Here is a 25,096-nt window from a genome sequence, read left to right on the forward strand (position 1 = left end):
TCACCAAAGGACTATAACAATGGCTCTCAGTAAAGAAGCGCCGGAGTTTGACATCGACGATGAGGTTCTCCTTATGGAGACCGGTATCGCTACGGAATCGATGTCGAATGAGGGACCTGCTGTACCTTCAGTTCGCACCAAATCCAAGAACTCCACCGCGTTAAAGCAACACAAATACATTGATTACACGCGGGCGCTCGATGCGACCCAGTTGTACCTCAATGAAATCGGCTTTTCCCCTTTGCTTACCCCCGAAGAAGAAGTCCATTTTGCGCGCTTATCGCAAAAGGGTGATCCGGCTGGGCGCAAGCGCATGATTGAAAGCAACCTGCGCCTGGTGGTGAAAATCGCCCGACGCTACGTCAATCGTGGGCTGTCCTTGTTGGACCTGATCGAGGAAGGCAACCTGGGCTTGATTCGGGCGGTGGAGAAGTTCGACCCTGAGCGGGGCTTTCGCTTCTCGACCTATGCTACCTGGTGGATTCGCCAGACCATCGAACGGGCGATCATGAATCAGACCCGCACGATCCGGTTACCGATCCATGTGGTCAAGGAACTCAACGTCTACCTGCGGGCAGCGCGCGAGCTCACTCAAAAACTCGATCATGAACCCTCGCCCGAAGAAATCGCCAACCTGCTGGAAAAACCGGTAGGGGAGGTCAAGCGCATGCTTGGTCTTAACGAGCGGGTGTCTTCGGTCGACGTCTCGCTGGGTCCGGATTCGGATAAAACCCTGCTGGACACCCTGACGGATGATCGTCCTACGGATCCTTGCGAGCTGCTGCAGGACGTTGATCTTTCCCAAAGCATTGACCAGTGGCTGTCGGAACTCACTGACAAGCAGCGTGAGGTGGTGATTCGCCGCTTTGGCCTGCGTGGGCATGAGAGCAGCACGCTGGAGGACGTAGGCCTGGAGATCGGCCTCACCCGTGAGCGGGTGCGGCAAATCCAGGTGGAAGGGCTCAAGCGCCTGCGCGAGATTCTGGAGAAGAATGGCCTGTCGAGTGAGTCGTTGTTTCAATAACGACACAGCTTGAATGCTTGAATGTGGGAGGGGGCTTGCCCCCGATAGCAGTGTGTCAGTCAATGCATGTATCGACTGCTACGCCGCCATCGGGAGCAGGCCACCTCCCACATTTTTTATGTCAGGTATCAAGTGGGTGTTAATACCAAATTCCAGGCATAAAAAAACCCCGCTTTTAAGGGCGGGGTCTTTTCGACTAAGTCAGTACAAGTTAGATAACTTGAACTTCTTCAGCTTGCATGCCTTTCTGACCGCGGGTAGCGATGAAAGAAACCTGTTGGCCTTCTTTCAGGCTTTTGAAGCCGTCGGATTGGATAGCTTTGAAGTGAACGAACAGGTCGTCACCGGATTGTGGAGTGATGAAGCCGAAGCCTTTTTCATCGTTGAACCACTTAACGGTACCAGTTTGGCGATTAGACATGGTGTATCTCCTTGGACAAAGTTAACTGCGACTCAGGAAAAGCCCTGGCCGAGACTGAGTGCAAAGAGCAGGAAAAATTCTTGGAGATGGTTGGATCGAAATTCAACATATCGTGTAGAGATTCTCAGTGACACAAGCAGCACAGTGGCGCCACCTTAACCCTTTTTCCGGGACGTGCCAATGGTATTTCCGAAGGTTTCTCTATTTTCGTGACTGGCGGTGGTATTTACAGGCGCCGGTTGCGGCAATACGGGGCCCGGCCCCGCTGGCTGAACCTTATAGCTGCCGGCACATTCATCAAGAAAAGATCCACGCCCTTTGAACCCCAACGCCGGCCCCGGTAAGATGCCACACAGATTTTTTCCACCTCGCTATTCAGGACACCCGCCATGAGCATCAAATCGGACAAGTGGATTCGCCGCATGGCGCAAGAGCACGGCATGATCGAGCCCTTCGTTGAGCGCCAGATTCGTGGCGAAGGCGATGACCGCGTGATCTCGTACGGCGTTTCCAGCTACGGCTACGATGTGCGTTGCGCCGATGAGTTCAAGGTGTTCACCAACATCAACTCGGCGATCGTCGATCCGAAGAACTTTGACGAAAAGAGCTTCGTCGACGTGAAAAGCGACGTGTGCATTATCCCGCCAAACTCCTTTGCCCTGGCACGCACCGTGGAGTTCTTCCGTATCCCCCGCGATGTGCTGACCATTTGCCTGGGTAAAAGCACCTACGCGCGCTGCGGCATTATCGTCAACGTGACGCCGCTTGAGCCTGAGTGGGAAGGTCACGTGACCCTGGAGTTCTCCAACACCACCACCCTGCCTGCGAAGATCTACGCCAACGAAGGCGTGGCGCAGATGCTGTTCCTGCAGTCTGACGAGGCCTGTGAAGTGTCCTACAAAGACCGGGCCGGCAAGTACCAGGGCCAGCGCGGCGTCACCTTGCCACGCGCTTGATCGAAAGGTCCTACGCGTAAAGGGAATTAGTCCGCAGAAAGTGACTCTATTGGGTGTACTGCCTCGGTGCGTGCGAAACGCGCCGAGCCACGCTTGAGGAGTGCCTTATGAAGATTGACCCGCGAATCAGCGCAGAACTTGCCCGGCTTGAACCCAACCAGATTGGCGTTCTGGCCTGGTCCCTGATGGCCGACCCCGCCTATGCGGGCGGTATCCCCGGCCAACCTGATGAAGACTGGCCCCAGCAGCCCACCGAGCCCGGTGAGCCAACCCTTCCGGATGAACCGCCTCCCGCGCCGGTCGCCTGAGGCACGGAAGGCGGGTCAGCGAATCTGCCACACCTGGTGATCGCCGATGACAAAGATTCGGTGGTCATTGTCCTGATCGACTGCATACCCCCCGGTAAACGCCCCAAACGCCGGTAGCAGGCTGACGCGCGTGCCGAACTGAAAGCACGGCAGGCGCAGGCTCTGCCGGCCCTTGCCGCGCAAGCGATACACCGGGTGCACATGCCCCGCCAGCACATGTTGGCTGGCATGGGCGTGCGGTTCGTGTTGCAGGGCGAAAGGCCCCATCAGCAGTGGCTCCGGCACCACGTCGATCCTCAAGTCAGCCGGTGGGTCGCCCGCGCGTTTATCGTGATTACCGCGAATCAAGGTCATCGACAGGTCGCAATGACGTGCTCGCCAGGCCCTCAAGGCGCTGAGGGTGCCGCTGGCGTGGGAGCCGGGCCCGTGCAGGAAGTCGCCGAGAAAGATCACCTGGGCGCACGGCACGGCCGCCAACAGCCGATCCAGGCGCTGCAGGTTCTCGGTGGTGGTGCCTTGCGGTACCGGCTGGCCCAGGCTGCGGTAGGCCGATGCCTTGCCAAAGTGTGCATCGGCGATCAGCAGGCACTCGCGCCCCGGCCAGTAGAGCGCCTTATCCGCCAACAGCCACAATTCTTCGCCCTCCAGCGTGACTGAGCACACCATCAGCGTTTGCCGTTATCGGCGACTTTTTCCAAGTCCTTGACCATCCGCGCAATGCGCTCCGAGAGTTTTTCCGAACTCATGCTTTCGCGCATCCGTTCTACCAGCAGCGGGAAGGCCAGGGGTGTAGGACGTTCAATCACATGCAAGTCCAGTGTCAGCGCCGAGAGGCGAAGCAAGGTCTCTTCCAACCGACGAATATCCAACTCATCGCGCAGGACTTCTTCACCCGCCTGGGCCAGCAACAGGTTCTGCGGGTCATATTGCTTGAACACCTCAAAGAACAGCCCGCTGGAAGCTTGCACTTGGCGCGTGCTTTTCGGCGCGCCGGGGTAACCGGCAAACACCAGCCCGGCGATACGCGCAATCTCGCGAAAGCGGCGCAGGGCCAGTTCTCCGGCGTTCAGGCTGGCTGCCACGTCTGCCAACAACTGCTTCGGGCTCAATAGCGCCTCATTCAGTAAGCGTGGCCAATCCACCTCGGTGGCGCTGAGCAACTCCAAGCCGTAATCGTTGACGGCAATCGAGAATGTCACAGGCTGCTGCTGGCTGACCCGCCACGCCAAAAGGCTCGCCAGCCCCAGGTGCACCTGGCGGCCGGCAAACGGGTAGAGGAACAGGTGCCAGCCCTCCCGCGATTTCAAGGTTTCGGCCAGCAAGTGCGCGCGCGTCGGCAAGCCGGACCAGCGCAACTGCGTCTGCAGCAGCGGTTGCACCGCCTGCATTTCCGGGCCCTCGTAGAGCCCGTGCGCCGCCGCATCGAAGCGCTCCACCACGGCTTGGGCCAGCTCATTGGAAAGGGGCATGCGCCCGCCATTCCAGCGCGGTACCGCGGCTTTTTTGGCGCTGCTGCGGCGCACATAGGCGGTCATGTTTTCCACTCGCACCAATTCCAGCAGGCGGCCGGCAAACAAGAAACCATCACCCGGCTTGAGCCGTGCAATAAAGCCTTCTTCAACACTGCCCAGGTTCTTGCCGCCGCCGCCCTTGCTCCAGAATTTCAGCTGGATGCTGGCGTCGCTGACAATGGTACCCACGCTCATGCGATGGCGGCGCGCAAGCCGGGCATCGGGCACACGCCAGATGCCATGCTCGTCCGGCTCCACGCGGCGGTAATCCGGGTAAGCGGTCAGCGATAAGCCGCCATGCCGTACAAAGCCCAGGGCCCAGGCCCAATCGGCCTCTGTGAGGTCACGATAGGCCCAGGCGCCACGGACCTCAGCCAGCAATGCCTGCGGCGTAAAGCCACCGCCGAGGGCCATGCTCACCAAATGTTGTACGAGCACATCCAACGGCTTGTGGGGCGATTCGCGGGCTTCGATACGCCGCTCTGCAATGGCGTCCTGGGCCGCAGCGGCTTCCACCAGTTCCAGGCTGTGGGTCGGCACCAGGGTCACCCGCGACGGCCGTCCGGGTGCATGACCCGAGCGCCCGGCGCGTTGCATCAGACGCGCCACGCCTTTGGCCGAGCCGATTTGCAGTACGCGCTCCACCGGCAAAAAATCCACCCCCAGGTCCAGGCTGGATGTGCACACCACTGCCTTGAGCTGACCGTCTTTCAACGCCCGCTCCACCCAGTCGCGGGTCTCGCGGGACAGCGAGCCATGGTGCAGGGCAATCACCCCGGCCCAATCGGGCCGCGTCTCCAGCAACGCCTGATACCAGATTTCCGACTGCGCCCGCGTGTTGGTAAACACCAGGCAACTGCTGCTGGCGTCGACTTCGGCGACCACCTGCGGCAGCATCTTCAAGCCGATATGCCCGGCCCACGGAAACCGCTCGGCGATTGGCGGCAGCAAGGTGTCGACGTGCAACTGCTTGGTCGTTTGCCCCTGTACATTAATCCCGTCCCCTTGTGGGACCAGCACTTCCAAGGCGTGGGACTGGTTACCGAGGGTGGCCGAAATGCCCCACACCATCAGTTCGGGGTGCCAGCGCCGCAGCCGCGCCAACGCCAGTTGCAACTGCACGCCGCGCTTGTTGCCGATCAGCTCATGCCATTCATCCACCACCACCATGCGCAGGTGCGCCAGGCTCGTTTCGCTGTCGGCGCGGGCGAGCATCAGGGTCAGGCTTTCCGGGGTGGTGACCAGCGCGGTGGGCTGGCGTCGGGTTTGCCGGGCGCGTTCGCTGCTGCTGGTGTCGCCGGTGCGCAGGCCGACGCTCCAGGGAATCTGCAAGGCCTCGAGCGGCGCTTCGAGGGCGCGTGCGGTGTCGGCGGCCAACGCACGCATGGGCGTGATCCACAGCACGGTGAGCGGCTCTGCCGGTGGTTTACGTTTACCGGAGGCCGGCGGGCGGGTTGTGGCGAAACGATTGAGGGCGGCAAACCACAGGGCGTAGGTTTTGCCGGCGCCGGTGCTGGCGTGCAGCAAGCCCGAATGGCCGTCCTTGACCGCCGTCCATACGTCTTTCTGGAAGGCGAACGGCTTCCAGCCTTTGGCGGCAAACCACGTTTTGGCGAAGTCGAGGGGTTTTGCCATGCGGCAGCGAACGCTCTGGAGGGTCTATTCCACAGACCCTCCAGGCGTCGCAAAGGTTTACTTCAAATTGCCGCTCAGGAACTGTTGCAGGCGCTCGCTCTTGGGATTGCCCAGCACATCCTCTGGCGCGCCTTGCTCTTCCACCAGGCCCTTGTGCAGGAACAGCACCTGGCTGGACACCTTGCGCGCAAAGCTCATTTCGTGGGTCACCATGATCATGGTGCGGCCTTCCTCGGCCAGGCCCTGGATCACCTTCAACACTTCACCCACCAGCTCCGGGTCGAGGGCCGAGGTGGGTTCGTCGAACAGCATCACTTCCGGCTCCATGGCCAGGGCGCGGGCGATGGCCACCCGTTGCTGCTGGCCACCGGACAGGAACGCCGGGTATTGGTCCGCTACCCGTCCCGGTAAACCCACCTTGTCCAGGTAGCGACGGGCGCGGTCTTCGGCGTCCTTCTTGCTGCAACCCAGCACCCGGCGCGGGGCCATGGTGATGTTTTCCAGCACGCTCATATGGCTCCACAGGTTGAAATGCTGGAACACCATCGCCAGCCGCGTGCGCAGGCGCTGCAGTTCGGCATCGTCGGCCACGCGCATGCCATGGCGGTCGCTGACCATGCGGATCGGCTGGCCGTCGAGGGTCATGGCGCCGTCGTTGGGGGTTTCCAGGAAGTTGATACAGCGCAAAAAGGTGCTTTTGCCCGAGCCGCTGGCGCCGATCAGGCTGATCACATCACCGGTCTTGGCCTTGAGCGAGACACCTTTGAGCACCTCATTGTCGCCATAGCTTTTATGCAGGCCTTCAACGGTCAATTTGTACATGGGGCGTGCATCCTCAAGGCGAAAGTAGATAGCCGCTGCGGTAGGCCTCGGTGCCTGCGACATGGCCGATGACCATCCCGGCAGTGGCCATACGGCGCAGCGAACGGGCGTAAAGCAGTCCGGCCTTCTGGCAGTGCACGGGCGTTACGCGGTCGGTAATGGGGTCGATGATTTCGGCGATCAGTTGCCCGGCTTCCAGGTATTCACCGGGCAGGGCGCTGAACACCAGCAAGCCGCCCACCGGTGTCGCCACGGGTTCGACACCGGCCAGGGGCGTAGCGGGGTAAGGCAGTGCCGGCAGCGGCGCTGCGTCACCGGCAATCGCGCCGAAGTGGATCAGGTAGTCGATGATTGCCTGGCAGTCGAGGGCGGCCAACCCATGGTTGACGTCGCCCTGGCCGCGCAGCTCGACGGTCACCGAAAAGCTCCCCATGGGGATCGGGAAGCGCGTGCCGAAACGTTGCTGCAACTGCCACCACACCAGGGTGAAACACTCATCGAAGGACTGCCCGCCGGAGTCGGTGGCGAGCAAATTGGCCTCCGAGCCGAGATAGCGCGCCAGCGGTTCCACCTGCGGCCAGGATTCGGGCGTGGTGTAGAGGTGCGCCACGGCTTCGAAGTCGCAATGCAGGTCCAGCACGATGTCGGCGTCGCAGGCCAGGCGTTGCAACACCAGGCGTTGGGAGTGCAACTGGGTCGCGGCGGTTTGCCCGGCCAGGGCGGCGCTCAACGCGGCACGGATCAGTTCGACATTTTGTTGCGGGTTATCGCCGAGCGAGCCCTCGACCTGATCGCCGACGGTATCGCTGAGGTCGACAAACAGGCGATTGAAGTTCTGCCCGCTTTCCAACTCGTAGCGGCCCAGCGGGATATCCATCAACACCTGTTCCAGGCCCACCGGGTTGGCGATGGGCACCAGCACGATTTCGCTGCGCAAGCGCCCGGCGGCGGCCAACTCGGCCAGGCGCACCTTCAAGTGCCAGGCCACCAGCATGCCCGGCAGTTCATCGGCATGCAGCGACGACTGGATATAGACCTTACCTTCGGCGTGTTCGGGGCCGAAGTGGAAACTGTGAATCTGCCGCGCCGTGCCGGGCACCGGCGCGATCAGATCGTGTACCTGATGACGCATGAAGGCTCCTTAATGGCTTGGCCCGAGAAACGCCAGCCAGCGGCGCTCCGCCAGACGAAACAAACCGACCAGGGCAAAGGTCACGGTCAGGTAGATCAGCGCGGCGATGCCGAATGATTGGAACGTCATGAACGTGGCCGAGTTGGCGTCCCGCGCCACCTTGAGGATGTCTGGAATCGTCGCGGTAAACGCTACCGTGGTCGAGTGCAGCATCAAGATCACTTCGTTGCTGTAGTAGGGCAACGAGCGGCGCAACGCCGACGGCATGATCACGTAGGCGTACAGCTTCCAGCCGCTCAAGCCATAGGCCTTGGCGGCCTCGACTTCGCCGTGGGCCATGCTGCGGATGGAACCGGCGAAAATCTCGGTGGTGTAGGCGCAGGTGTTGAGCGCGAAGGCCAGGATCGTGCAGTTCATCGCATCGCGAAAGAACGCATCCAGCACCGGTTGTTCACGCACGGCGGCAATGCTGTAGATGCCGGTGTAGCAGATCAGCAACTGGATATAGAGCGGCGTGCCACGGAACAGGTAGGTGTAGAACTGCACCGGCCAGCGTACCAGCGGGTTGCGCGATACACGGGCGATGGACAGCGGGATCGACACCACAAAGCCGATGACCAGGGCGGCGCTGAGCAACCACATGGTCATCGCCAGGCCAGTGATGTGCTGGCCGTCGCTATAAAGGAAGGGGCGCCAGTATTCCTGCAAGAGTTCGATCATCGCACCGCCTCCCGTGAGCCTGCGGAGTAGCGACGTTCAAGACGACGCAGGACGAAGTTGGACGCGCTGGTGATCAACAGGTAGATCAGTGCGGCGAGCACCAGGAAGTAGAACAGCTGGTAGGTGCTTTTGCCGGCATCCTGGGCGGCCTTGACCACGTCCGCCAGGCCGATGATCGACACCAGGGCCGTGGCCTTGAGCATCACCATCCAGTTGTTGCCGATACCCGGCAGGGCAAAGCGCATCATCTGCGGGAAGGTCACGAAGCGGAAGCGTTGCCCGCGCTTGAGGCCATAGGCCGTGGCGGCTTCCAGCTGGCCACGGGGGACGGCGAGGATCGCGCCGCGAAACGTCTCGGTGAAATAAGCACCGTAGATAAAGCCCAGGGTGATCACCCCGGCGCTGAATGGGTCGATCTCGATATATTCCCATTCCATGAAGTCGGTCAGGCTGGTGAGCCAGGTTTGCAGGCTGTAGAAAATCAGCAGCATCAGCACCAGGTCCGGTACACCGCGAATCAGTGTGGTGTAGAGCTGGGCGGGGATGCGCAGGAAGGGCAGGCTGGAAAGCTTGGCGCTGGCGCCGAGCAGGCCCAGCAATACGCTGACGGCCAGGGACAGCACCGACAACTTGATGGTCATCCAGGTGCCTTGCAGCAACAACGGGCCGAAACCCTTCAAGCTGAGTGCGCTCAGCCCGAGGGTTTGCAACAGTTCTTCGAACATAAATCAGGACCTATGGCGATAAAAAAGCGCCCCTTGAGAGAAGGGGCGCCCCAGGCATTATTTGCCGCTGTACAGGTTCAGATCGCCGAAGTGTTTCTTCTGGATGGTGGCGTAGGTGCCATCATCGTGTAACGCTTTGATACCTTTATCCAAAAGGGCCTTCAGTTCAGTGTTACCTTTTTTGATACCGATGGCGGTTTTCGATGGCAGCAACGGGTCATCGATGGCGGCGCTGACTTCGTAGCCGACACCGGCCGGGGACTTCAAGAAGCCCAGTTCGGCTTGCAGCATGTCCTGCACCGAAGCGTCGAGACGACCGGAAGTCAGGTCGGCATAAACCTGGTCCTGGTTGGCGTAGGCCTTGGTGGTTACACCGGCTTTATCCAACACGGCCTTGGCGTAGGCTTCCTGGATGGTGCCTTGCTCGTAGCCCACGGATTTGCCCTTGAGGGACTCTGGCGTCGAGTAACCCGCGCCTTTCTTGAACACCAGCGAAGTCGGGCCGGAGAACAGTTCGCTGGAGAAGTCGATGGCCTTCTCACGCACCGGGGTCACGGTCATGGACGAAATCACACCGTCGAACTTGTTGGCTTTGAGGCCTGGAATCATCCCGTCGAAGTCACTTTCGACCCACTTGCACTTCACTTTCAGTTCGGCGCAGATCGCATTGCCCAGGTCGATATCGAAGCCCACCAGGCTGCCGTCGGCTGCCTTGGATTCGAACGGAGCGTAGGACGGATCGACACCAAAACGCAGTTCCTTGTATTCCTTGGCCAGCGCGGTACCGGCGGCCATGCACAGAGCCAGTGCAGAAAGGGTCAGCAATGCTTTTTTCATTATGTAATCCCTGGAAACCAAGATAAGCGCTTGTGGCGCGTTTAGGACTGTTACTGAACGGTGTCAGACGGATCACGAGTAGCAATTTCTGCACCATAGTTCCGAATGAGCGTTTTAAAAGGTGGGACAAGGGAGTCATGAGTGTAGGAGATGCCCGAAAATGGGCGTTGAAAATTGATCGCACCATTTCAGGTCATAAGGACATTCAAATGTGGGAGGGGTGGTGAATTTATGTCAGGCCAGAAGATCTTGCAGGGTGGCCAGGCTGTCGGCCTCCTCTATCGTCTTGTCCTGCCGCCAACGCAACATCCGCGGGAAGCGCACTGCAATCCCGCTCTTATGCCGCTTGGACAGGGCAATGCCTTCAAACCCCAACTCGAACACCATGCTTGGCGTCACGCTGCTGACCGGGCCGAACTTCTCCACGGTGGTCTTGCGCACGATGGCGTCGACCTTGCGCATCTCTTCGTCGGTCAGCCCCGAATAGGCCTTGGCGAAGGGCACAAGGGTCCGCTCGCTGCCGGGCGGGCCATCCCACACGGCAAAGGTGTAATCGCTGTAGAGGCTGGCGCGTCGGCCATGGCCGCGTTGGGCATAGATCAACACCGCATCGACACTGAAGGGGTCGACTTTCCACTTCCACCACAGGCCCATGTCTTTGGTGCGGCCCACGCCGTACAGGCCGTCGCGTGCCTTGAGCATCATGCCCTCCACGCCGAGGCTGCGGGAGGCTTCGCGTTGTTGTGCCAGGTCCTGCCATGTGGCGCCCGTCAGCAGTGGCGAGGGCATCAGCACAGGTTGGTTGCACTGGGCAATCACCTGTTCCAGTTGGGCACGGCGTTCAGCCTGGGTGTGGTTGCGCCAGTCGTCGCCCTGATGTTCCAGCAGGTCATAGGCCAGGACGGCGACCGGTGCATCGTCGAGCACCTTTTTGCTCAGGGTCTTGCGGCCAATGCGTTGTTGCAGCAGGGCAAAGGGCTGCACCGCGTCCTTCCAGACCACGATCTCGCCATCGATCACCGTGCCATCGGGCAGCCCACTGACCAGGCTGTGCAGTTCGGGGAAGCGCTCGGTCACCAGCTCTTCGCCCCGCGACCAGATCCACAGCCGGCCTTCACGCTTGACCAGTTGCGCGCGAATGCCGTCCCATTTCCATTCCACCTGCCAGTCGGCGGGGTAGCCGAGCAAGGCGTCGAATTGCTCCACCGGTTGCGCCAGCCCATGGGCGAGAAAAAACGGATAGGGCTGTCCGCCCCGTTGTGCATGTTCGTCGGATGATTCGGCGGCGATCAGCTTGAGGTAGCCTTCGGCTGTCGGTCGGTTGGACAAATCGGTGTAGCCCACCAGCCGCTGTGCCACGCGCTTGCTGTCGAGGTCGGCCATGGCTGCGAGCGCGCGGGTGACCAGCAATTTAGACACGCCGACGCGAAAGCTGCCGGTGATCAACTTGATGCACACCATCAGGCTTGGCTGGTCCAGTTGCGCCCATAACGCCGGCAACCGTTCGGCCAGGTCCAGGGGCGACAGGCCACGCAGCGGCAGGAGTTTTTCTTCCAGCCATACGGCCAGGCCGTCCTCGGAGGTGTAGGTGGATTCCGGCAGGAGCAGGGAAATCGTCTCGGCCAGGTCGCCTACAGACTGGTAGCTTTCTTCGAACAGCCACGGTTCGATGCCGGACGCTTCGGTGGCCATGTCCCGCAGCAGGCGCGTGGGCACCAATTGCCGGGGGCGCCCGCCAGACAGGAAATACACGGCCCATGCGGCGTCTTCCGGCGGCGCTTGCAGGAAGTAGGTTTGCAGGGCTGCGAGCTTGGCATTGCTGGAGGTGGTGGCGTCGAGATTGGCGTACAGCTCGGCGAAGGCTTTCATGCCGTGGCCTCTTCTTCGTCATCGCCGTATTCAGTGGTGAAGCCCTGGGCATCCAGGCCTTTTTCCCGCAGGTGGCGTACCAATACGCCGACAGAGCCGTGGGTGACCATCACCCGTTCGGCGCCGGTTTGTTCGATGGCCCACAGCAGCCCGGGCCAGTCGGCGTGATCCGACAGCACGAACCCCCGGTCCACCCCGCGCCGCCGCCGGGTACCGCGCAGGCGCATCCAGCCGCTGGCGAAGGCATCGCTGTAGTCGCCAAAGCGCTTGATCCAACTGCTACCGCCAGCGGACGGCGGTGCGATGATCAGGGCCTGGCGCAGCAACGGGTCGGTCTTTTTGAAATCTCCGGCGTAGAGGGTTTCGGGGATGTAGATTCCGGCTTCGCGGTACACCCGGTTCAAGGGCTCGACTGCACCGTGGCTGAGGATCGGGCCGATGCTGGCATCAATGCCATGCAGGATGCGCTGGGCTTTGCCGAAGGAATAACAGAACAACACGCTGGCTTTGCCGGCGGCGATATTGGCCTGCCACCAGTCGTTGATCCCGGCAAAGATCTGCGCCTGGGGCTGCCAGCGGTAGATCGGCAGGCCGAAGGTGGATTCGGTGATAAAGGTGTGGCAACGCACCGGTTCGAAAGGCGCGCAGGTGCCATCGGGTTCCACTTTGTAGTCGCCTGAAGCCACCCAGACTTCGCCCTGGTATTCCAGGCGCACCTGGGCCGAGCCGAGTACATGCCCGGCTGGGTGAAAACTCAGGGTCACGCCGAGGTGCACGAGTTGTTCGCCATAGGCCAGGGTTTGCAGGTTGATGTCCTGGCCCAGGCGCGAGCGCAGGATGCCTTCGCCGGGGGCGGCGGCCAGGTAGTGCTGGTTGCCGCTGCGAGCGTGGTCGCCGTGGGCGTGGGTGATGACAGAGCGTTCCACCGGGCGCCAGGGATCGATGTAGAAATCTCCGGCGGGGCAGTAGAGGCCTTCGGGCCGGGCGATGACAAGATCCATGGGCTGACCGGGGCGATGGGCTTATCAGGTATGAGGCGGGAGCGAGCGCAGAAGTTCTATCTGAATGCATGTGGGCCAAATGTGGGAGGGGGCTTGCCCCCTCCCACATTTGGATCCGGTTTCGTCAGGTGGAAGTCAGGTCACTTGCCTGGGGTCAGGGTCAACCTGGCCTTGCCATACACCTTCTCGAAGTTCTGCGGCTGCATCGGGAAGCTCAGGTATTGCGCCTTGAGCGATGGGTCGATGCCATTGGCGTAGTTCGGGCTCGCCGGGTTGCCGGATTGGCCGATACCACCTTGGCCCATCATCGGTTCTAGCTGGCCGAAGTCGACGATCATGCGCAGCGCCGGCACCTGGGTGGTGTTGAAGTCCTGGCCCCAGTTGTACGGCGCCGGGTTCAAGGTGTTGTGGTCGCCACCGGACGCCAGTGGGCCGCGAATCACTTGGCCGCTGGTGTTTTTCCAGGTGGTGCTGTGCAGCTTGCCCCACTGCCAGGCCTTGTGGTCAGCGCCCAGTTGGCTGTCGCCGGCGCTGATCGCGGCGGCCAGGCTGCGGGCGAGGATGGCGGGTTTGTCTTCTTTTTGCGCGGTGCGCACGTCGTCCCAGAACGGGCTGTCTTCGCGGCCCAGCAGGTGGTCGGCCTGGGCGGCATAGGACAGGTTGGCGTTGCTGACAAAAGCTTTCCAGCTGGCGCTGTTTTCCGGGCCCAGCTCGTCAAGGAAGATCTGCCGGGTGCTTTCCTGCAGGAACAGCTCGTAGAGCGCGGCGTCTGCGGAGGTGGACACCAGGCGCCCATCGAACGCCATCAGGCGCGTCAGCGCTTCCCGTGCCTTGGCCTGCTCGGCGGCTGGCAGCGCATCAATCGCCTGTTTCAGCGGTTGGGCCATGCCCGGTGCCTGGAACATGGTCTTGAGCTTTGCGGCGAAAGTGGTGGTCTGGTCGTACTGCATGGCGATCATGCTGCGGCTGTCGTGCTTGCCGGCATTGGCCAGTTGCGCCAGGCGCTCGCTGCGCTCCGGTGCATCCCAGGAGTTGGACAACTGCATGCCGTAGCCACGCGGCGCGGTGCGCTGGTTGGCGGTGCCGATCCAGCCTTGAGCCGGGTCCTGGTCATAGGGGTGCAGCATCGCGTCGGCGTAACCGTCCCAGTCAAAGCGCGTATCCCAGCCCGGCGAGGGCAGCAGGCCTTCGCCTTCGCGCCGGTTGGGGAAGCGGCCGGTGACCTGCCAGCCAATGCTGCTGGCGTCGGCGAAGATCATGTTCAAGGCAATGGCGCGAATGTTCCGGGTTGCGTCCGAGGCCTTGCCGGCGTTTTGCGCGCGGGAGAGGTCGAAGAACGCGTCGAGGCTCTTGTCATCCTTGAAGTCGGCGGTTTGCAGGGCCAGGCCCAAGCCGCTGGTCAGGGCCTGGCTGCTGTTGAGCAGGGCACCGTGGCGGGTTTCGTATACCACTTCGCGAATCGAGCGTTGGCCCTTGACGAAGAAGGTTTCGTTACGCACCGCTGCCGGCAGCCATTTTCCGTTGTTCTCGTAGTACAACGCGCTGCCCTGGCGTTTGACCTTTTCCAGGAACAGGTCCTGGGTATCGCCCTTGACCGTGCTCATGCTCCACGCCACGTTGCCGTTGAAACCGGACAACAGGGTCGGCAGGCCGGCAATCGAGGCGCCGACGGCCTGGTATTTCGGTGCGCGAATCTGCACGTAGTTCCACGGTGACGGCGCCTGCGGCTGGGCGGCGAGGTCGCCTGCCAGCAGGCTTTTGCCGCTGCGGCTGCGTTGCGGGCCGATGGCCCAGTTACTCGACGTGGTAACGCCCAGCGAGTTGAGGCTGCTCAATTGCTGGCTGACGGTGTCCAGCCCGGCCAGGCCGGTGATCTGGCTGAGGTTCACGCCCTTGAGTTTCTCGGCCTCGGCCAGAGGGATCGGCTCATCCGGCGCGCTCGGCGTCAGCCAGGCGAGTTTGTCCGCGCCGACTTTTTGCGCCAGCACCAGGGACGCAAGTTCTTCCTGCAGGTTGGCCGACTCGCTGAAATTCAACAGGCAGAACAGCAGCGCCGAATCTTCCGGCTTCCAGTATTCCGGCTTGTAGCCGGTCTGGGCCAGGTCCGGCGGCAGCTTGTCGCGGTAGCGGAACAGGTAGGCGTTGACGCCACGGGCATACACTTCGAAGAAGCGCTTGAGGCGCGGCGACGAGGCGTTATACAGCTCGCCGGCGCTTTTTTTCAGATTGACCGCACGCATGAAACGGTCCACATCCAGCACCTCAGGCCCGGACATCTCCGCCAGGCGGCCCTGGGCCAGCAGGCGCAGGGTGACCATCTGGGTGATGCGGTCACTGGCGTGTACATAACCGAGGCTGAACAGCGCGTCGTGGAAGGTGTTGCTTTCGATCAGCGGCATGCCCTGGGCGTTGCGGCGTATCGAAACATTCTGTGCGAGGCCCTTGATCGGCTGTACGCCGGCAACGGGGGGCAGGGTGTCCTGGGTGCTCTGGAGCTGGCAACCGGCCAGGCTTAATGCACTGGCTACTGCCGCGGCAACGCCGAACCGGGGAAGAAAATGTGAGAGGGCTGGCGAGGCCATGGCAAAGCTCCTGCGGGGGGTAGCGTCAGTAAAGGCGCTACGTTAGTGAGCGCGGTGAAACGACGCAAGCAGGAGTTGTGTAAACACATGAGTACTTAAACTTAAGCCTGGCGCAGATCGGTGTGGGAGGGGGCTTGTGCCCTCCCACCTTGGCCTTCAGCGCAACTTACGCGCCGTGGCACTTCTTGAATTTCTTCTCACTGCCGCACGGGCAAGGGTCGTTGCGGCCAACGTCCTTCAACGCATTGCGCACCGGCTCCTGGTGAGCGTGGCCGCAGTTCGGGCCGTGGACATGGCCGTGGTCGTGATCATGGTGATCGTGATCGTGGTTGCAGTCAGGACCATGGACATGGGGTTGCTGAGTCATCGATGTCGCTCCGGGATAAAATCGCCGGGGATTATCTCGCCATTGTGGTTCACCTGCACGTCATAACCGATGAATAATCCGGTTTTCAGTTCCCCCTCCAGACGATACGGCACAGGCTTGTCGGGTTTTTTCAGCATCTGCACCACATCGCGGATCTGCGGCCAGAGGTTGGTGCGCACCGACACCTTGAAAAATGCATGGCCCTTGGGCGGTACAGTCAGCCATTCATTGGACTCGCCTTCGGTGAGCACAAAATCATCCAGGGTGACCTTGTAGATCAGCCCACGCACGGTCAGGTCCGAGTCGTTGCGGTTATCCACGCGAAAGTACAGCTTGAATTTCTGCTCCAGCAGCTTGGCCCGCACCACTTCGACTTTCACCAGGGAGACGTGGGGTGGGGGCGAATTGTCTTCGAACCAGGAGACGCAACCGGTCAGGCCAAAGATTAACGCCAGCATCAAGCTGTAGATCCGAAGCATGGCGTTGGTCCTGTGGTAGGGAATTAGAGGTAGCTGGAACAACACTTCTTGAATTTCTGCCCACTGCCGCACAGGCACGCATCGTTGCGTCCGGCTTTGACTTCCACCGTGGGGTCGATGAAGTACCAACGCCCATCATTCTGTACGAAAGAAGACTGCTCGCGGTGGCTATGTTCACCGGTGCTGTCATGCCAGCGTGCGGTAAAGGTCACGAAGGCGTGTTCCGGCTGGCCGCCGAACACCTCGGAACTTTCAACCTCCAGGCCGAGCCAGGTGCTCTGGGCGCTCCAGGCGCCGATGGCTTCTCGGTCCAGGCCAGCCTGTTGCGCGGGCAAAGTGGTGGCGACCAGGTAGTCCACCAGGCCCAGCACATAGGCGCTGTAGCGTGAACGCATCAGGGCGCTGGCGCAGGGGGCCGGGTGCCCGGCGTGATAATGGCCGCAGCAGGCATCCAGCAGGTTGCCACTGCCGCAGGGGCAAATGGATGTACTCATTTGATCAGGTACTCTGCTAACAGTTATATGTGTTTTATTTTTCATAAATCAGTCGCTGACCTAAATTAACTTGTTTCGCTTACCCCAAGCGCGTGTTGCAAATTAGCGACCGCCATCTGCCTCATTGCAGGTCTACGGCAAGCCTCTCATCAAGCGTTCGTCATAGGTGAAGGTTAGTCTATGAGGTCATGCTATACGCGCAAACAAGTATGAGCGCATAACCGATGTTTGAATCGCCCCGGGTTTTGTAGGCGCCTCTTTGCCTTAAGCAGTGGTGGGGGCCCCCTTTCCTGCTTCGACAATAAAATAAATACCTTGGATTTCAATGGGTTGAATGCCAGATGCGAGTCTCGCTCCAGTTCGTCACTGCAGGCACTCACTAAGGTCTGTAGCCTGTCGATTCAGCAGAACCATGTTTCTGCTCGAAGTCCTGAAATAGCTAACCGCCAATCACTCCAGCCATAACATGGCCGGGATGATTGGCGGTTTTGCGTTTTTATCGCTTTCCAAACTTCGAAACCAGCACCGCTCTCAGTTTGGGAATCGGGGAGCCGCTATGCCTGTCGATCCTTGTTCCGCCCGCTGCCTCTGTCCGTTAGGCAGGTAAGGCCGCGCGCCGCAGCAAGGTGCTTGCTCGGCGCGCGGAGCGGTAGATCACCAGTTGAAGTTCACCGAGGTCAGCAGGGTGCGCTCGTCACCGTAGTGACAGGTGGAGAAACTGCACTCCGCGTAGCGCTTGTCGGTCAGGTTGCTGGCGTTGACGGTCACGTCCCAGTGTTCGTCGATCTGGTAGCGCGCCATGGCGTCGAACAGGGTATAGGCTGGCATGGCGGAATCCATGCCCGAGGCCTGTATTGTACCCATGTAGCGAGCGCCGGCGCCCACGCTCAGCTGCGGGATGCCCCAGTTGACGAAGTCGTAGCGGGTCCACAGGGCTGCCTGGTGGTAGGGCGTTTCGTCGGTACGTTGACCCACTTCGGCGGCGATAGCGCTCTTGGTGGTGCGTGCATCGGTATAGGCGTAGGTGGCGATCACGCTGAGTGCCGGGGTGACATCCGCCTTGGCTTCCAGCTCCAGACCGCGGGAACGTACCTCGCCGGTTTGGCGGTACTCGTCGGTAGCTGGATCCTGCTTGAGCACGTTGGTCTGGGTCAGCTCATAGACTGCTGCGCTGAGCAGCATATTGCTGTCCTTGGGCTGATAGCGCACGCCTACTTCGTACTGTTTACCCTCGGTGGGGGTGAAGGTCTGGCCGGTGACTTCTGCAACGGAAACCGGGAAGAACGACTCGCTATAGCTGATATAGGGCGCCAGGCCGTTGTCCGCCAGGTAGACCAGGCCCGCACGCCAAGTGGTGGCTTCGTCGCTTTGGCTGGCCTTGGCGCCATTGCGATGCGCCGTCTGCTGCTGGTCAGCCCAGTCGTGGCGGCCACCTACCTGCAGGACCCACTTATCGCCGAACTTGATCTGATCCTGGAAATAGGCACCTTTTTGCAGCATATCCAGCTGCGAGCCACGGTCCAGGGCGGGGCTTCTGTTGACCACTACGGGCTGACCATAGTTGTAGCGACTCAGGTCCAGGTTCAGGCTGGGGTCTGTGCCTCGGAAGTTATGGGAGTCGTAGGAAGTGTCATAGCCGTCGAAACCGACCAGAACGGTGTGCTCGACGCTGCCGAGCTGCCATTTCGATTCGATATTGGTATCGCTGCCCAGGGTTCGAGCACGCTCACGGCGATCACTGTATTGCCTTTGCAGAATGCCGGTCGTGGCGGCCTGATTGATCACCGCGGCAGTGACTGCCGGATTACCGGTTCTGACCTGCAGGTATTTCCACTTCACGTCTGACTCGGAGTAACGCAGCTTGTGATTAAGCGTGAAGTGCTCGTTGAAGTGGTGGGTGAATTCGTACCCCAGGGCCGACATCTCGCCATTCATGTCGTCGTAGCCCGGCTCGCCGATAAAGTCGTGGCGGCCGATCTTGAAGGCGCCGTCACCCACACCTTTGACCAACTGATAGGGCAGGGGCGCGGGGAAACGCGTATCGGTTTTCTGGTAGAAGGACAGCAGGGTCAGCGATGTGTCTTCGTCAGGGCGCCAGGTCAGCGCCGGGGCGATGTAGATCTTGTCGTCGTTGAGATGATCCTGCTGGGTGTCGCTGTTGCGGCTGAGCAGGGTCAGGCGATAGCTCAGGGTGTCGCTACCGGGCAGAGCACCGCTGAAATCGGCGGCGAGCTGCTTGCGGTCATTGGAGCCTGCCTGCAGTTGCAGCTCATGAAGCGGCGTTTCGGTTGGGCGCTTGCTGACGCCATTTACCATGCCGCCGGGCGAGAGCTGGCCGTAGAGCACCGAGGCAGCGCCACGGATGACCTCGACGCGCTCCAGGCCATAAGGTTCCTGAATGCCGTCGTAGGAGTTGTTCTGCAGGCGCAGGCCGTCTCGCAGCGAGCCGCCGGTGGCGGATTCGACCGAGAAGCCGCGGATGCGGAAGCGGTCCGCAGTGCGGTTGAAAGAGGTCGCACTGGCGGTGAACCCTGGCGTGTAGCTCAACACCTGGGCCAACGTTTCCGCCTGGCGGTCGCGGATCTCGTCGCTCGTCACCACAGACAGCGACTGCGGCGTCTCGGTGATCGGCGTATCGGTCTTGGAAGCGCTCATGTTGCGTTTGGCTACATAGCCGACCACATGCTCGGTGGGCTGTTCAACGCTTTGCCCGGTAACGTTGATGGCATCAATCTCCACGGACGCAGCCGTGGGTGCCTGGTTAGTCTCAGCGGCATGCAGGCTGCCCGAGCCCAGGCTGGCCATGGCCAGTGTGAGTGCGGTAAGGCTGAAGGCTGGGCGTCGGGCGAAACGTTCGGGGCTTAGGTGCGTAACCTGGCGCATGGCGAAGGAACATCCTCTGGTCTTCTTGTATGTGTGCGCAATGCGGAGGACATTCTGTGATCCTTCACGCCAGTGCGCCGTGGCAGTCAGCTGTAGCGCGCGAACTCTACATCTAAATGAGAAAGATTTGTACTAGCTCACAATTTATTGTCATCACTAAGATATTACTGCAAGCTACTACGTATAAATATTCAAGGCCTGGACGCTGCCTGATAGGCAATGCCCGCCCTGAGCTGGATGAGATTCGCGGTGAACCCGCATGCCTGGCAAGCTGCGCGGGCTCTGAGCCAGGCGGGCGCTGGCGCAGTGGTTCGAATTCGAGTGTGTATGCATGTTGAAAGCAATGGGGCTTCAGCTTCAATTCGACGGATTGAAGGTGCTGAATGACATCAGTCTGACCATTCCCGAGGGCTGCTTTACCGCATTGATCGGTGCCAATGGTTGTGGCAAGACCACCTTGCTGAACGTGCTGGCGCGCATGCTACGACCAGCCAGCGGCGACGTACTGCTGCAGGGTAAGCCCCACGTTCAGCTCTCGCGACGTGATCTGGCCAGGCAAATAGCGCTGTTGCCGCAACGCACCGCTTCGCCTGCCGGGATAACCGTGCGCGAGCTGGTCATGCAGGGGCGCTACCCCTGGCAAAGCTGGTGGCAGCAGTGGAGTGACGCCGACCAGCAGGCGATCGACCGCGCCGTGGCACTGGCCGACGTCGGCATGCTGCTGGACCGCACCCTGACCAGCCTGTCCGGGGGGCAGTTACAGCGCTGCTGGATTGCCATGACTCTGGCGCAGGAGACCCCGGTCATCCTGCTCGACGAACCCACCACCTTTCTCGACATCGCTCATCAGATCGCCTTGCTCGAACTGCTCGCCGAGCTATGTGACCAAGGGCGCACTGTCGTCGCGGTTCTGCATGACCTCAACCAGGCCGCGCGCTATGCCGATCAACTGGTGATGTTGCGCCAGGGCAAGGTGCACGCCCAGGGCACGCCTGCCGAGGTCTTCACTCCGGCCAACCTCAAGGCTGTGTTCGATCTGGATGCGCACATTCTCATCGATCCGCATTCCGGTGATCCTCTGTGCGTGCCGGCTTCGCCTGCTCGCCTGCGCGCGCTCGACAGCCAGGTAGCCCGATGACGGGTGGGTGGCGCTGGCCGATCTGGTTATCGATCTTGATCGGCATCGGCCTGGCGTCGACGCTGCACCTGGCAGTGGGGGCCAAGTCGATCCCCTGGAGCGATGTCTGGCAGGCGCTGCTGGCGTATGACCCGAGTAATTCTGATCACAGCGTCATCCGCGGTTCGCGCCTGCCGCGCCTGTGGGTGGCGATGACTGTGGGCGCCTGCCTGGGGCTGGCCGGCACGGTGATGCAGGCCGTGGGCGACAATCCGTTGGCAGACCCGGGCATCCTCGGCATCAACAGCGGTGCGGCCTTGTTCGTGGTCATTGGCTTGCTGGTGCTACCCGGCAACGACATGACCATGATTCCCCTGTTTGCCTTCAGCGGCGCTCTGGTGGCCGCCATCGGCGTCATGCTGCTGGCCGGGCGCACGCCCAATCCGGTACGCCTGACGCTTTCCGGGGCGATGATGGCCGCGCTGTTCGGCGCTATCACCGCGATTCTGCTGCTGCTCGATCAGCAGGGCCTGGACAGCCTGCGCCGCTGGCTGACCGGCTCGCTGGGTATCAGCGGGGCAAACCTGCCAAGCTGGCTCTGGCCCTACCTGATCGTCGGCATGTTGCTTTGCCTGATCAATGTGCGGGCGTTGAATGCCTATCGGCTGGGCGCGCAGGTGGCCTCCAGCATGGGCGTCAACCTGTTGCGGATGCGGCTGCTGAGTTTGGCGGCCGTGGTGCTGCTGTCCGGTTGCGCAGTGGCGTTGGCTGGCCCCATCGGTTTTGTCGGGCTGGTAGTACCGCATGCGGCGCGACTGCTGGTTGGCCACGACCTGCGGCAGCTGCTGCTGGCTACGCCGCTGCTGGGTGGCTTGCTGCTGGTGCTGGCCGATGTAGTGGCGCGCACCCTGGTGAGCCCTTACGAACTCAACACCGGCATCGTCACCGCGCTGATCGGCGGCCCGGTGTTCGTCGCGCTGGTGCTGAGGAAGCTCAAGTGAGTCGCTGGCTGACCACGCCAAGGCGTTGCCCCGGGTTGCCCTGGGTCGGCCGACCCATCGATGTGTTGGCGGCGTCTGTGCTGCTCTTGTTGCTGACGGGCCTGACGCTGTACGCGGCGGGCGTAGGTAGCTACACGATGGGCATGGCTCAGCTCTGGCAGGGCCTGTTCGCCGATGAGAAGGCGCTGTCGGCCAACGTGCTGTGGGAGTTGCGCCTGCCGCGCATCCTGCTGGCGATACTCGGGGGCGCGGCGATGGCTCTGGCTGGCGTGTTGATGCAGTCACTGACGCGCAACCCACTGGCTGCCCCGGGATTGGTCGGGGTGGAGGCGGGCGCCAGCGTCACCATGTTGCTGATCCTGGTGCAGTGGCCGGAGGCCTTGCCGCTGCCGCTCTATCCTCTGGCAGCGTTGCTCGGCGGTCTGGCGGTGGCGCTGTTTATCGTCGCGCTATCCTGGCGCGGTGGCATTGCCCCGCTGCGCCTGATTCTGGTTGGCGTGGGGCTGACGGCCATGCTCGGTGCCGTCGCCGATCTGCTGATCACCTACGGCAATATCGATCGGGTCGAATCGGCGCTGATGTGGCTTGGCGGCAGCCTGCATCGCAGTGGTTGGCCGCAGGTGCAGAGCCTGCTGATCTGGCTGCTGGTGGCGGGCATGCCCCTGTTGTTCTGTCATCGCCAGCTCAATCTCCTGCAACTGGGCGAGAGCGTGGCGCTCAGCCGCGGCCTGAATGCACCGCTGATAATGCTCTTGCTGTTGCTGTGCAGCGTCACGTTGACCGCAGCAACGGTGGCCAATATCGGCGTTATGACCTTCGTTGGCCTGGTCGCGCCGCATCTGGCGCGGCAGTTGTGCGGTGACCGGCATGGCGCGTTGTTGCCGCTGTCGGCCCTGTTCGGGGCCGTACTGGTTCTGTTGGGTGACACTCTGGGGCGCGCCTTGCTGCCGCCGTTGCAACTGCCGGCCGGTCTGGTGGTGGCGATTATCGGTGCACCTTATCTGTTGGTTTTGCTGGCGCGGCAACGCAACCGTTGACGCGTCGTCACTGAAGGACATGTCGAAGATGATGGTGAAGTTCAAAGCCCTTTCCCTGATAGCCTGTGTACTGCTGGGCCTGAGTTCGATGCAGGCTGTCGCCGCCGACACCCGTGTGTTCGAGAACCGTTTCGGCCGTGTCGAAGTGCCGGTCGCACCGCGTTGCGTGGTATCCCTGCATGACCTCAGCCTGACCACCCAACTGCTCGAGCTGGGCATAACCCCTTGCGGGTCCACGGGGCGCAAGAAGCTGTTCTCGGACGTGTTATTCCGTGGCGCTCAGCAGCGCTTCGATGTTTCCGGCATTCGCTATGTCGGTTCGCACCAGTCGCCCGATCTCGAGGCCATCGCGGCGCTCAAGCCTGATCTGATCGTCGGGCTGTCCTATCACCAGGACCTGAAAGAGCGCCTCAGCAGCATTGCCCCGGTGGTGCTGCTGCCGGCGCGCGAGGCCGACATCAAGACTTACGCCAAGGAGCTGGCCGAACTGGTAGGCAAGCAGCAGCGCTACCAGAAGCTGCTGAACGAATACCAATGGATCGTCGGCGAATTCGCCAAGCGGGTGAAGGAGCCGGGGCGTATCACGGTAACCACCCTGGAGGTCTATCCGGATGGTTTCCAACTGATCGGCCGTTCCGGCATGGATGACGTGATCGCCGACTTCGGCCTCGGGCGCGTGTCGGCCTTCAAGGAGGCGCGTCAGAACGTGCCTTACAGCCTGGAGCGCATTGGCGACTTCGACAGTGATTTCATCATCGATACCTATGAGGAAATGCTCGGTTCGGAGGCTGGCACCGAGGCCTTCCGCCGTTCGCCGCAGTGGCAGAACCTGTTCGCGGTGAAGAACCATCAGTTCCTATATTTCAACCGCAGTCGTTTTGCCGACACCATGCAGGGCATGATCGGCTCTGCCTACCTGCTGCTGTCGCATATCGGCGAACGCGATTACAACCTGCAGGAAAAGTGAGCCAGCCAGCCTGGGTAAGCGGCTACGGCCGCCCAGGTGATGGCTAAATAATGCCTCGGGCTCTGCTGCTTCGCGGCTTGTGTGCAGCAGTAAGTGCCCGGGATTTCAAGTTTAAATAATATTAATTCCTGTTTGATAATGAGTCGGCTTTGCGATAATTTTGTGCGTCTCGTCAGTAGCACCAAGGAACGCAGATGCTTACCGATTTGCTCAACCGTGCAAACCATTCACTCGACGAGGTTCAGGCGGGTGTCGAGGGACCGCTGCCCTTCGTGTTGCGCGCCCCAGTGCCCGGCGACTCCTGGCGTGATCACGCAGAGCTGATCCGGCGTGCCGCCGACAGCGACCTGCAGACCACCGGTGGCATCCTCTTTCGCGATTTCGCTTTCCGTGACGCCAACGACTTCGAGGATTTCACCCGCAGTTTCGGTCACGAGCTGCTGACCTACGACTACGCCTCCACGCCACGCACCAAGCTCAACAGCCGCGTCTATACCTCGACCGAATACCCCGCTCACCAGGTCATTCCGCTGCACAACGAGCAGTCCTACTCGTTGAACTGGCCGATGAAAATCTGGTTTCACTGCATCCAGGCCGCGCCGGTCGGCGGTGAGACGCCCATCGCCGACAGTCGCCTGATCTATCAGCGCATCGATCCCGCCATCCGCCAGCGTTTTGCCGACAAGCGCCTGATGTACGTGCGCAACTACGGCAATGGTCTGGATCTCTCCTGGCAGCAGGCGTTCAGCACCGAGGACCGCAGCGAGGTCGAGCGCTTTTGTCGGCTCAGCCACATCGACTTCGAGTGGAAGGACGACGGCGAGCTGCGTACGCGCCAGGTCTGCCAGGCCGTCGCGCAGCACCCAGTCACCGGGGAGTGGGTCTGGTTCAACCAAGCGCATCTGTTCCACATCTCCAACCTCCCGGCAGCGCTACGCGAAACCCTGGTGTCGATCGTCGGCGAGGAGGGCGTGCCGCGTAACGTCTTCTACGGTGATGGCTCGCCCATCGAGCTGGAGGCGCTGGAGCATGTGCGCGATGTTCTGCAGCGCACTCAGATCAGCTTCCCCTGGCAGGCGGGCGATGCGCTGATGCTCGACAACATGCTGGTCGCCCATGGTCGCTCCACCTTTCAGGGGGAACGCAAGGTGGTGGTGGCCATGGCCGAGCCCGCCTCGGCCGTCTGACGCTGAATAATCCTCGAAGCC

Annotated in this window: 23 protein-coding genes; 8 read left to right on the plus strand and 15 right to left on the minus strand. The window is 61.3% G+C overall.

Going from position 1 to position 25,096, the window contains the following annotated elements:
* Positions 1 to 19 precede the first annotated feature (19 nt).
* Positions 20 to 1,024 (plus strand): RNA polymerase sigma factor RpoS, encoded by a 1,005-nt coding sequence (rpoS, locus tag M2397_RS03450; RefSeq protein ID WP_131697241.1) that lies wholly within the window; start codon positions 20 to 22, stop codon positions 1,022 to 1,024.
* Positions 1,025 to 1,235: 211 nt separating this feature from the next.
* Here rpoS and M2397_RS03455 read toward each other — a convergent pair whose 3' ends face one another.
* Positions 1,236 to 1,445, minus strand: a complete 210-nt coding sequence (locus M2397_RS03455) for a cold-shock protein (RefSeq protein WP_002554837.1) — start codon at positions 1,443 to 1,445, stop codon at positions 1,236 to 1,238.
* Positions 1,446 to 1,834: 389 nt separating this feature from the next.
* On the opposite strand from M2397_RS03455, the gene dcd reads away from it, so the two are divergent.
* Positions 1,835 to 2,401: a dCTP deaminase gene (dcd, locus tag M2397_RS03460; protein ID WP_003172320.1), complete on the plus strand. Its 567-nt coding sequence runs from the start codon at positions 1,835 to 1,837 to the stop codon at positions 2,399 to 2,401.
* Between the two features lie 107 nt (positions 2,402 to 2,508).
* Positions 2,509 to 2,709 carry a hypothetical protein gene (locus M2397_RS03465; RefSeq protein WP_027604457.1) on the plus strand — a complete coding sequence of 67 codons (201 nt, stop codon included), beginning with the start codon at positions 2,509 to 2,511 and terminating at the stop codon, positions 2,707 to 2,709.
* Positions 2,710 to 2,724: 15 nt separating this feature from the next.
* On the opposite strand, the gene pdeM is transcribed toward M2397_RS03465, so the two are convergent.
* The 14 genes from pdeM to M2397_RS03535 all read right to left on the minus strand — a co-directional run bounded on the left by pdeM (position 2,725) and on the right by M2397_RS03535 (position 19,688).
* A complete protein-coding gene (gene pdeM, locus M2397_RS03470; RefSeq protein ID WP_259242292.1) occupies positions 2,725 to 3,375 on the minus strand; it encodes a ligase-associated DNA damage response endonuclease PdeM in 651 nt (216 codons plus the stop codon).
* Positions 3,375 to 5,855, minus strand: coding sequence for a ligase-associated DNA damage response DEXH box helicase (locus tag M2397_RS03475; RefSeq protein WP_259242293.1), 2,481 nt, complete (start codon positions 5,853 to 5,855; stop codon positions 3,375 to 3,377). Before M2397_RS03475 ends, pdeM begins: the two co-directional genes overlap by 1 nt.
* 57 nt (positions 5,856 to 5,912) lie before the next feature.
* The gene (locus M2397_RS03480) at positions 5,913 to 6,677 is read right to left on the minus strand and encodes an ABC transporter ATP-binding protein (protein ID WP_131697238.1); all 765 of its coding nucleotides are present in this window, start codon (positions 6,675 to 6,677) and stop codon (positions 5,913 to 5,915) included.
* A 13-nt stretch (positions 6,678 to 6,690) separates the two neighbouring features.
* Positions 6,691 to 7,809, minus strand: a complete 1,119-nt coding sequence (locus M2397_RS03485; protein WP_259242294.1) for a succinylglutamate desuccinylase/aspartoacylase family protein — start codon at positions 7,807 to 7,809, stop codon at positions 6,691 to 6,693.
* Positions 7,810 to 7,818: 9 nt separating this feature from the next.
* Positions 7,819 to 8,529 (minus strand): ABC transporter permease, encoded by a 711-nt coding sequence (locus tag M2397_RS03490; RefSeq protein WP_090408453.1) that lies wholly within the window; start codon positions 8,527 to 8,529, stop codon positions 7,819 to 7,821.
* Positions 8,526 to 9,254 carry an ABC transporter permease gene (locus M2397_RS03495; RefSeq protein WP_131697236.1) on the minus strand — a complete coding sequence of 243 codons (729 nt, stop codon included), beginning with the start codon at positions 9,252 to 9,254 and terminating at the stop codon, positions 8,526 to 8,528. The genes M2397_RS03490 and M2397_RS03495 overlap by 4 nt, the downstream gene beginning before the upstream one ends.
* Positions 9,255 to 9,311: 57 nt before the next feature.
* Positions 9,312 to 10,091, minus strand: a complete 780-nt coding sequence (locus tag M2397_RS03500) for a transporter substrate-binding domain-containing protein (protein ID WP_131697235.1) — start codon at positions 10,089 to 10,091, stop codon at positions 9,312 to 9,314.
* A 234-nt stretch (positions 10,092 to 10,325) separates the two neighbouring features.
* A complete protein-coding gene (locus tag M2397_RS03505; protein ID WP_259242295.1) occupies positions 10,326 to 11,960 on the minus strand; it encodes an ATP-dependent DNA ligase in 1,635 nt (544 codons plus the stop codon).
* The gene (locus M2397_RS03510; RefSeq protein WP_259242296.1) at positions 11,957 to 12,961 is read right to left on the minus strand and encodes a ligase-associated DNA damage response exonuclease; all 1,005 of its coding nucleotides are present in this window, start codon (positions 12,959 to 12,961) and stop codon (positions 11,957 to 11,959) included. Before M2397_RS03510 ends, M2397_RS03505 begins: the two co-directional genes overlap by 4 nt.
* A 140-nt stretch (positions 12,962 to 13,101) precedes the next feature.
* The gene (locus tag M2397_RS03515) at positions 13,102 to 15,543 is read right to left on the minus strand and encodes a penicillin acylase family protein (RefSeq protein ID WP_259242297.1); all 2,442 of its coding nucleotides are present in this window, start codon (positions 15,541 to 15,543) and stop codon (positions 13,102 to 13,104) included.
* A gap of 166 nt (positions 15,544 to 15,709) precedes the next feature.
* Positions 15,710 to 15,910 (minus strand): SEC-C metal-binding domain-containing protein, encoded by a 201-nt coding sequence (locus M2397_RS03520; protein WP_003189235.1) that lies wholly within the window; start codon positions 15,908 to 15,910, stop codon positions 15,710 to 15,712.
* Positions 15,907 to 16,389, minus strand: coding sequence for an LEA type 2 family protein (locus M2397_RS03525; RefSeq protein ID WP_259242298.1), 483 nt, complete (start codon positions 16,387 to 16,389; stop codon positions 15,907 to 15,909). The genes M2397_RS03520 and M2397_RS03525 overlap by 4 nt, the downstream gene beginning before the upstream one ends.
* A 23-nt stretch (positions 16,390 to 16,412) precedes the next feature.
* Entirely contained in the window at positions 16,413 to 16,883 is a 471-nt protein-coding gene (locus M2397_RS03530; protein WP_145335016.1) for a YchJ family protein, read from the minus strand.
* Between the two features lie 654 nt (positions 16,884 to 17,537).
* Positions 17,538 to 19,688, minus strand: coding sequence for a TonB-dependent siderophore receptor (locus M2397_RS03535; RefSeq protein ID WP_259242451.1), 2,151 nt, complete (start codon positions 19,686 to 19,688; stop codon positions 17,538 to 17,540).
* A 409-nt stretch (positions 19,689 to 20,097) separates the two neighbouring features.
* Between M2397_RS03535 and M2397_RS03540 the strand changes: the two genes are divergently transcribed.
* The 5 genes from M2397_RS03540 (at position 20,098) to M2397_RS03560 (ending at position 25,075) form a co-directional block, all read left to right on the plus strand.
* Complete coding sequence (locus M2397_RS03540) at positions 20,098 to 20,904, plus strand: ABC transporter ATP-binding protein (protein ID WP_145335014.1); 807 nt, start codon at positions 20,098 to 20,100, stop codon at positions 20,902 to 20,904.
* The gene (locus tag M2397_RS03545) at positions 20,901 to 21,884 is read left to right on the plus strand and encodes an iron ABC transporter permease (RefSeq protein WP_145335012.1); all 984 of its coding nucleotides are present in this window, start codon (positions 20,901 to 20,903) and stop codon (positions 21,882 to 21,884) included. Before M2397_RS03540 ends, M2397_RS03545 begins: the two co-directional genes overlap by 4 nt.
* On the plus strand, positions 21,881 to 22,921 hold the full coding sequence (locus tag M2397_RS03550) for an iron ABC transporter permease (RefSeq protein WP_145335010.1): 1,041 nt from the start codon (positions 21,881 to 21,883) through the stop codon (positions 22,919 to 22,921). The genes M2397_RS03545 and M2397_RS03550 overlap by 4 nt, the downstream gene beginning before the upstream one ends.
* A 28-nt stretch (positions 22,922 to 22,949) precedes the next feature.
* On the plus strand, positions 22,950 to 23,888 hold the full coding sequence (locus M2397_RS03555) for an ABC transporter substrate-binding protein (RefSeq protein ID WP_237683037.1): 939 nt from the start codon (positions 22,950 to 22,952) through the stop codon (positions 23,886 to 23,888).
* Between the two features lie 194 nt (positions 23,889 to 24,082).
* Positions 24,083 to 25,075 carry a TauD/TfdA family dioxygenase gene (locus M2397_RS03560; RefSeq protein WP_131697226.1) on the plus strand — a complete coding sequence of 331 codons (993 nt, stop codon included), beginning with the start codon at positions 24,083 to 24,085 and terminating at the stop codon, positions 25,073 to 25,075.
* Positions 25,076 to 25,096: the final 21 nt, after the last annotated feature.

It is taken from the genome of Pseudomonas sp. BIGb0381 (genome assembly GCF_024809815.1).
Taxonomy (GTDB): Bacteria; Pseudomonadota; Gammaproteobacteria; order Pseudomonadales; family Pseudomonadaceae; genus Aquipseudomonas.

Coding starts and splice junctions, on each gene's coding strand:
- rpoS (WP_131697241.1), top strand. CDS start 20: ATGGCTCTCAGTAAAGAAGCGCCGGAGTTTGACATCGACGATGAGGTT.
- M2397_RS03455 (WP_002554837.1), bottom strand. CDS start 1,445: ATGTCTAATCGCCAAACTGGTACCGTTAAGTGGTTCAACGATGAAAAA.
- dcd (WP_003172320.1), top strand. CDS start 1,835: ATGAGCATCAAATCGGACAAGTGGATTCGCCGCATGGCGCAAGAGCAC.
- M2397_RS03465 (WP_027604457.1), top strand. CDS start 2,509: ATGAAGATTGACCCGCGAATCAGCGCAGAACTTGCCCGGCTTGAACCC.
- pdeM (WP_259242292.1), bottom strand. CDS start 3,375: ATGGTGTGCTCAGTCACGCTGGAGGGCGAAGAATTGTGGCTGTTGGCG.
- M2397_RS03475 (WP_259242293.1), bottom strand. CDS start 5,855: ATGGCAAAACCCCTCGACTTCGCCAAAACGTGGTTTGCCGCCAAAGGC.
- M2397_RS03480 (WP_131697238.1), bottom strand. CDS start 6,677: ATGTACAAATTGACCGTTGAAGGCCTGCATAAAAGCTATGGCGACAAT.
- M2397_RS03485 (WP_259242294.1), bottom strand. CDS start 7,809: ATGCGTCATCAGGTACACGATCTGATCGCGCCGGTGCCCGGCACGGCG.
- M2397_RS03490 (WP_090408453.1), bottom strand. CDS start 8,529: ATGATCGAACTCTTGCAGGAATACTGGCGCCCCTTCCTTTATAGCGAC.
- M2397_RS03495 (WP_131697236.1), bottom strand. CDS start 9,254: ATGTTCGAAGAACTGTTGCAAACCCTCGGGCTGAGCGCACTCAGCTTG.
- M2397_RS03500 (WP_131697235.1), bottom strand. CDS start 10,091: ATGAAAAAAGCATTGCTGACCCTTTCTGCACTGGCTCTGTGCATGGCC.
- M2397_RS03505 (WP_259242295.1), bottom strand. CDS start 11,960: ATGAAAGCCTTCGCCGAGCTGTACGCCAATCTCGACGCCACCACCTCC.
- M2397_RS03510 (WP_259242296.1), bottom strand. CDS start 12,961: ATGGATCTTGTCATCGCCCGGCCCGAAGGCCTCTACTGCCCCGCCGGA.
- M2397_RS03515 (WP_259242297.1), bottom strand. CDS start 15,543: ATGGCCTCGCCAGCCCTCTCACATTTTCTTCCCCGGTTCGGCGTTGCC.
- M2397_RS03520 (WP_003189235.1), bottom strand. CDS start 15,910: ATGACTCAGCAACCCCATGTCCATGGTCCTGACTGCAACCACGATCAC.
- M2397_RS03525 (WP_259242298.1), bottom strand. CDS start 16,389: ATGCTTCGGATCTACAGCTTGATGCTGGCGTTAATCTTTGGCCTGACC.
- M2397_RS03530 (WP_145335016.1), bottom strand. CDS start 16,883: ATGAGTACATCCATTTGCCCCTGCGGCAGTGGCAACCTGCTGGATGCC.
- M2397_RS03535 (WP_259242451.1), bottom strand. CDS start 19,688: ATGGCCAGCCTGGGCTCGGGCAGCCTGCATGCCGCTGAGACTAACCAG.
- M2397_RS03540 (WP_145335014.1), top strand. CDS start 20,098: ATGTTGAAAGCAATGGGGCTTCAGCTTCAATTCGACGGATTGAAGGTG.
- M2397_RS03545 (WP_145335012.1), top strand. CDS start 20,901: ATGACGGGTGGGTGGCGCTGGCCGATCTGGTTATCGATCTTGATCGGC.
- M2397_RS03555 (WP_237683037.1), top strand. CDS start 22,950: ATGATGGTGAAGTTCAAAGCCCTTTCCCTGATAGCCTGTGTACTGCTG.
- M2397_RS03560 (WP_131697226.1), top strand. CDS start 24,083: ATGCTTACCGATTTGCTCAACCGTGCAAACCATTCACTCGACGAGGTT.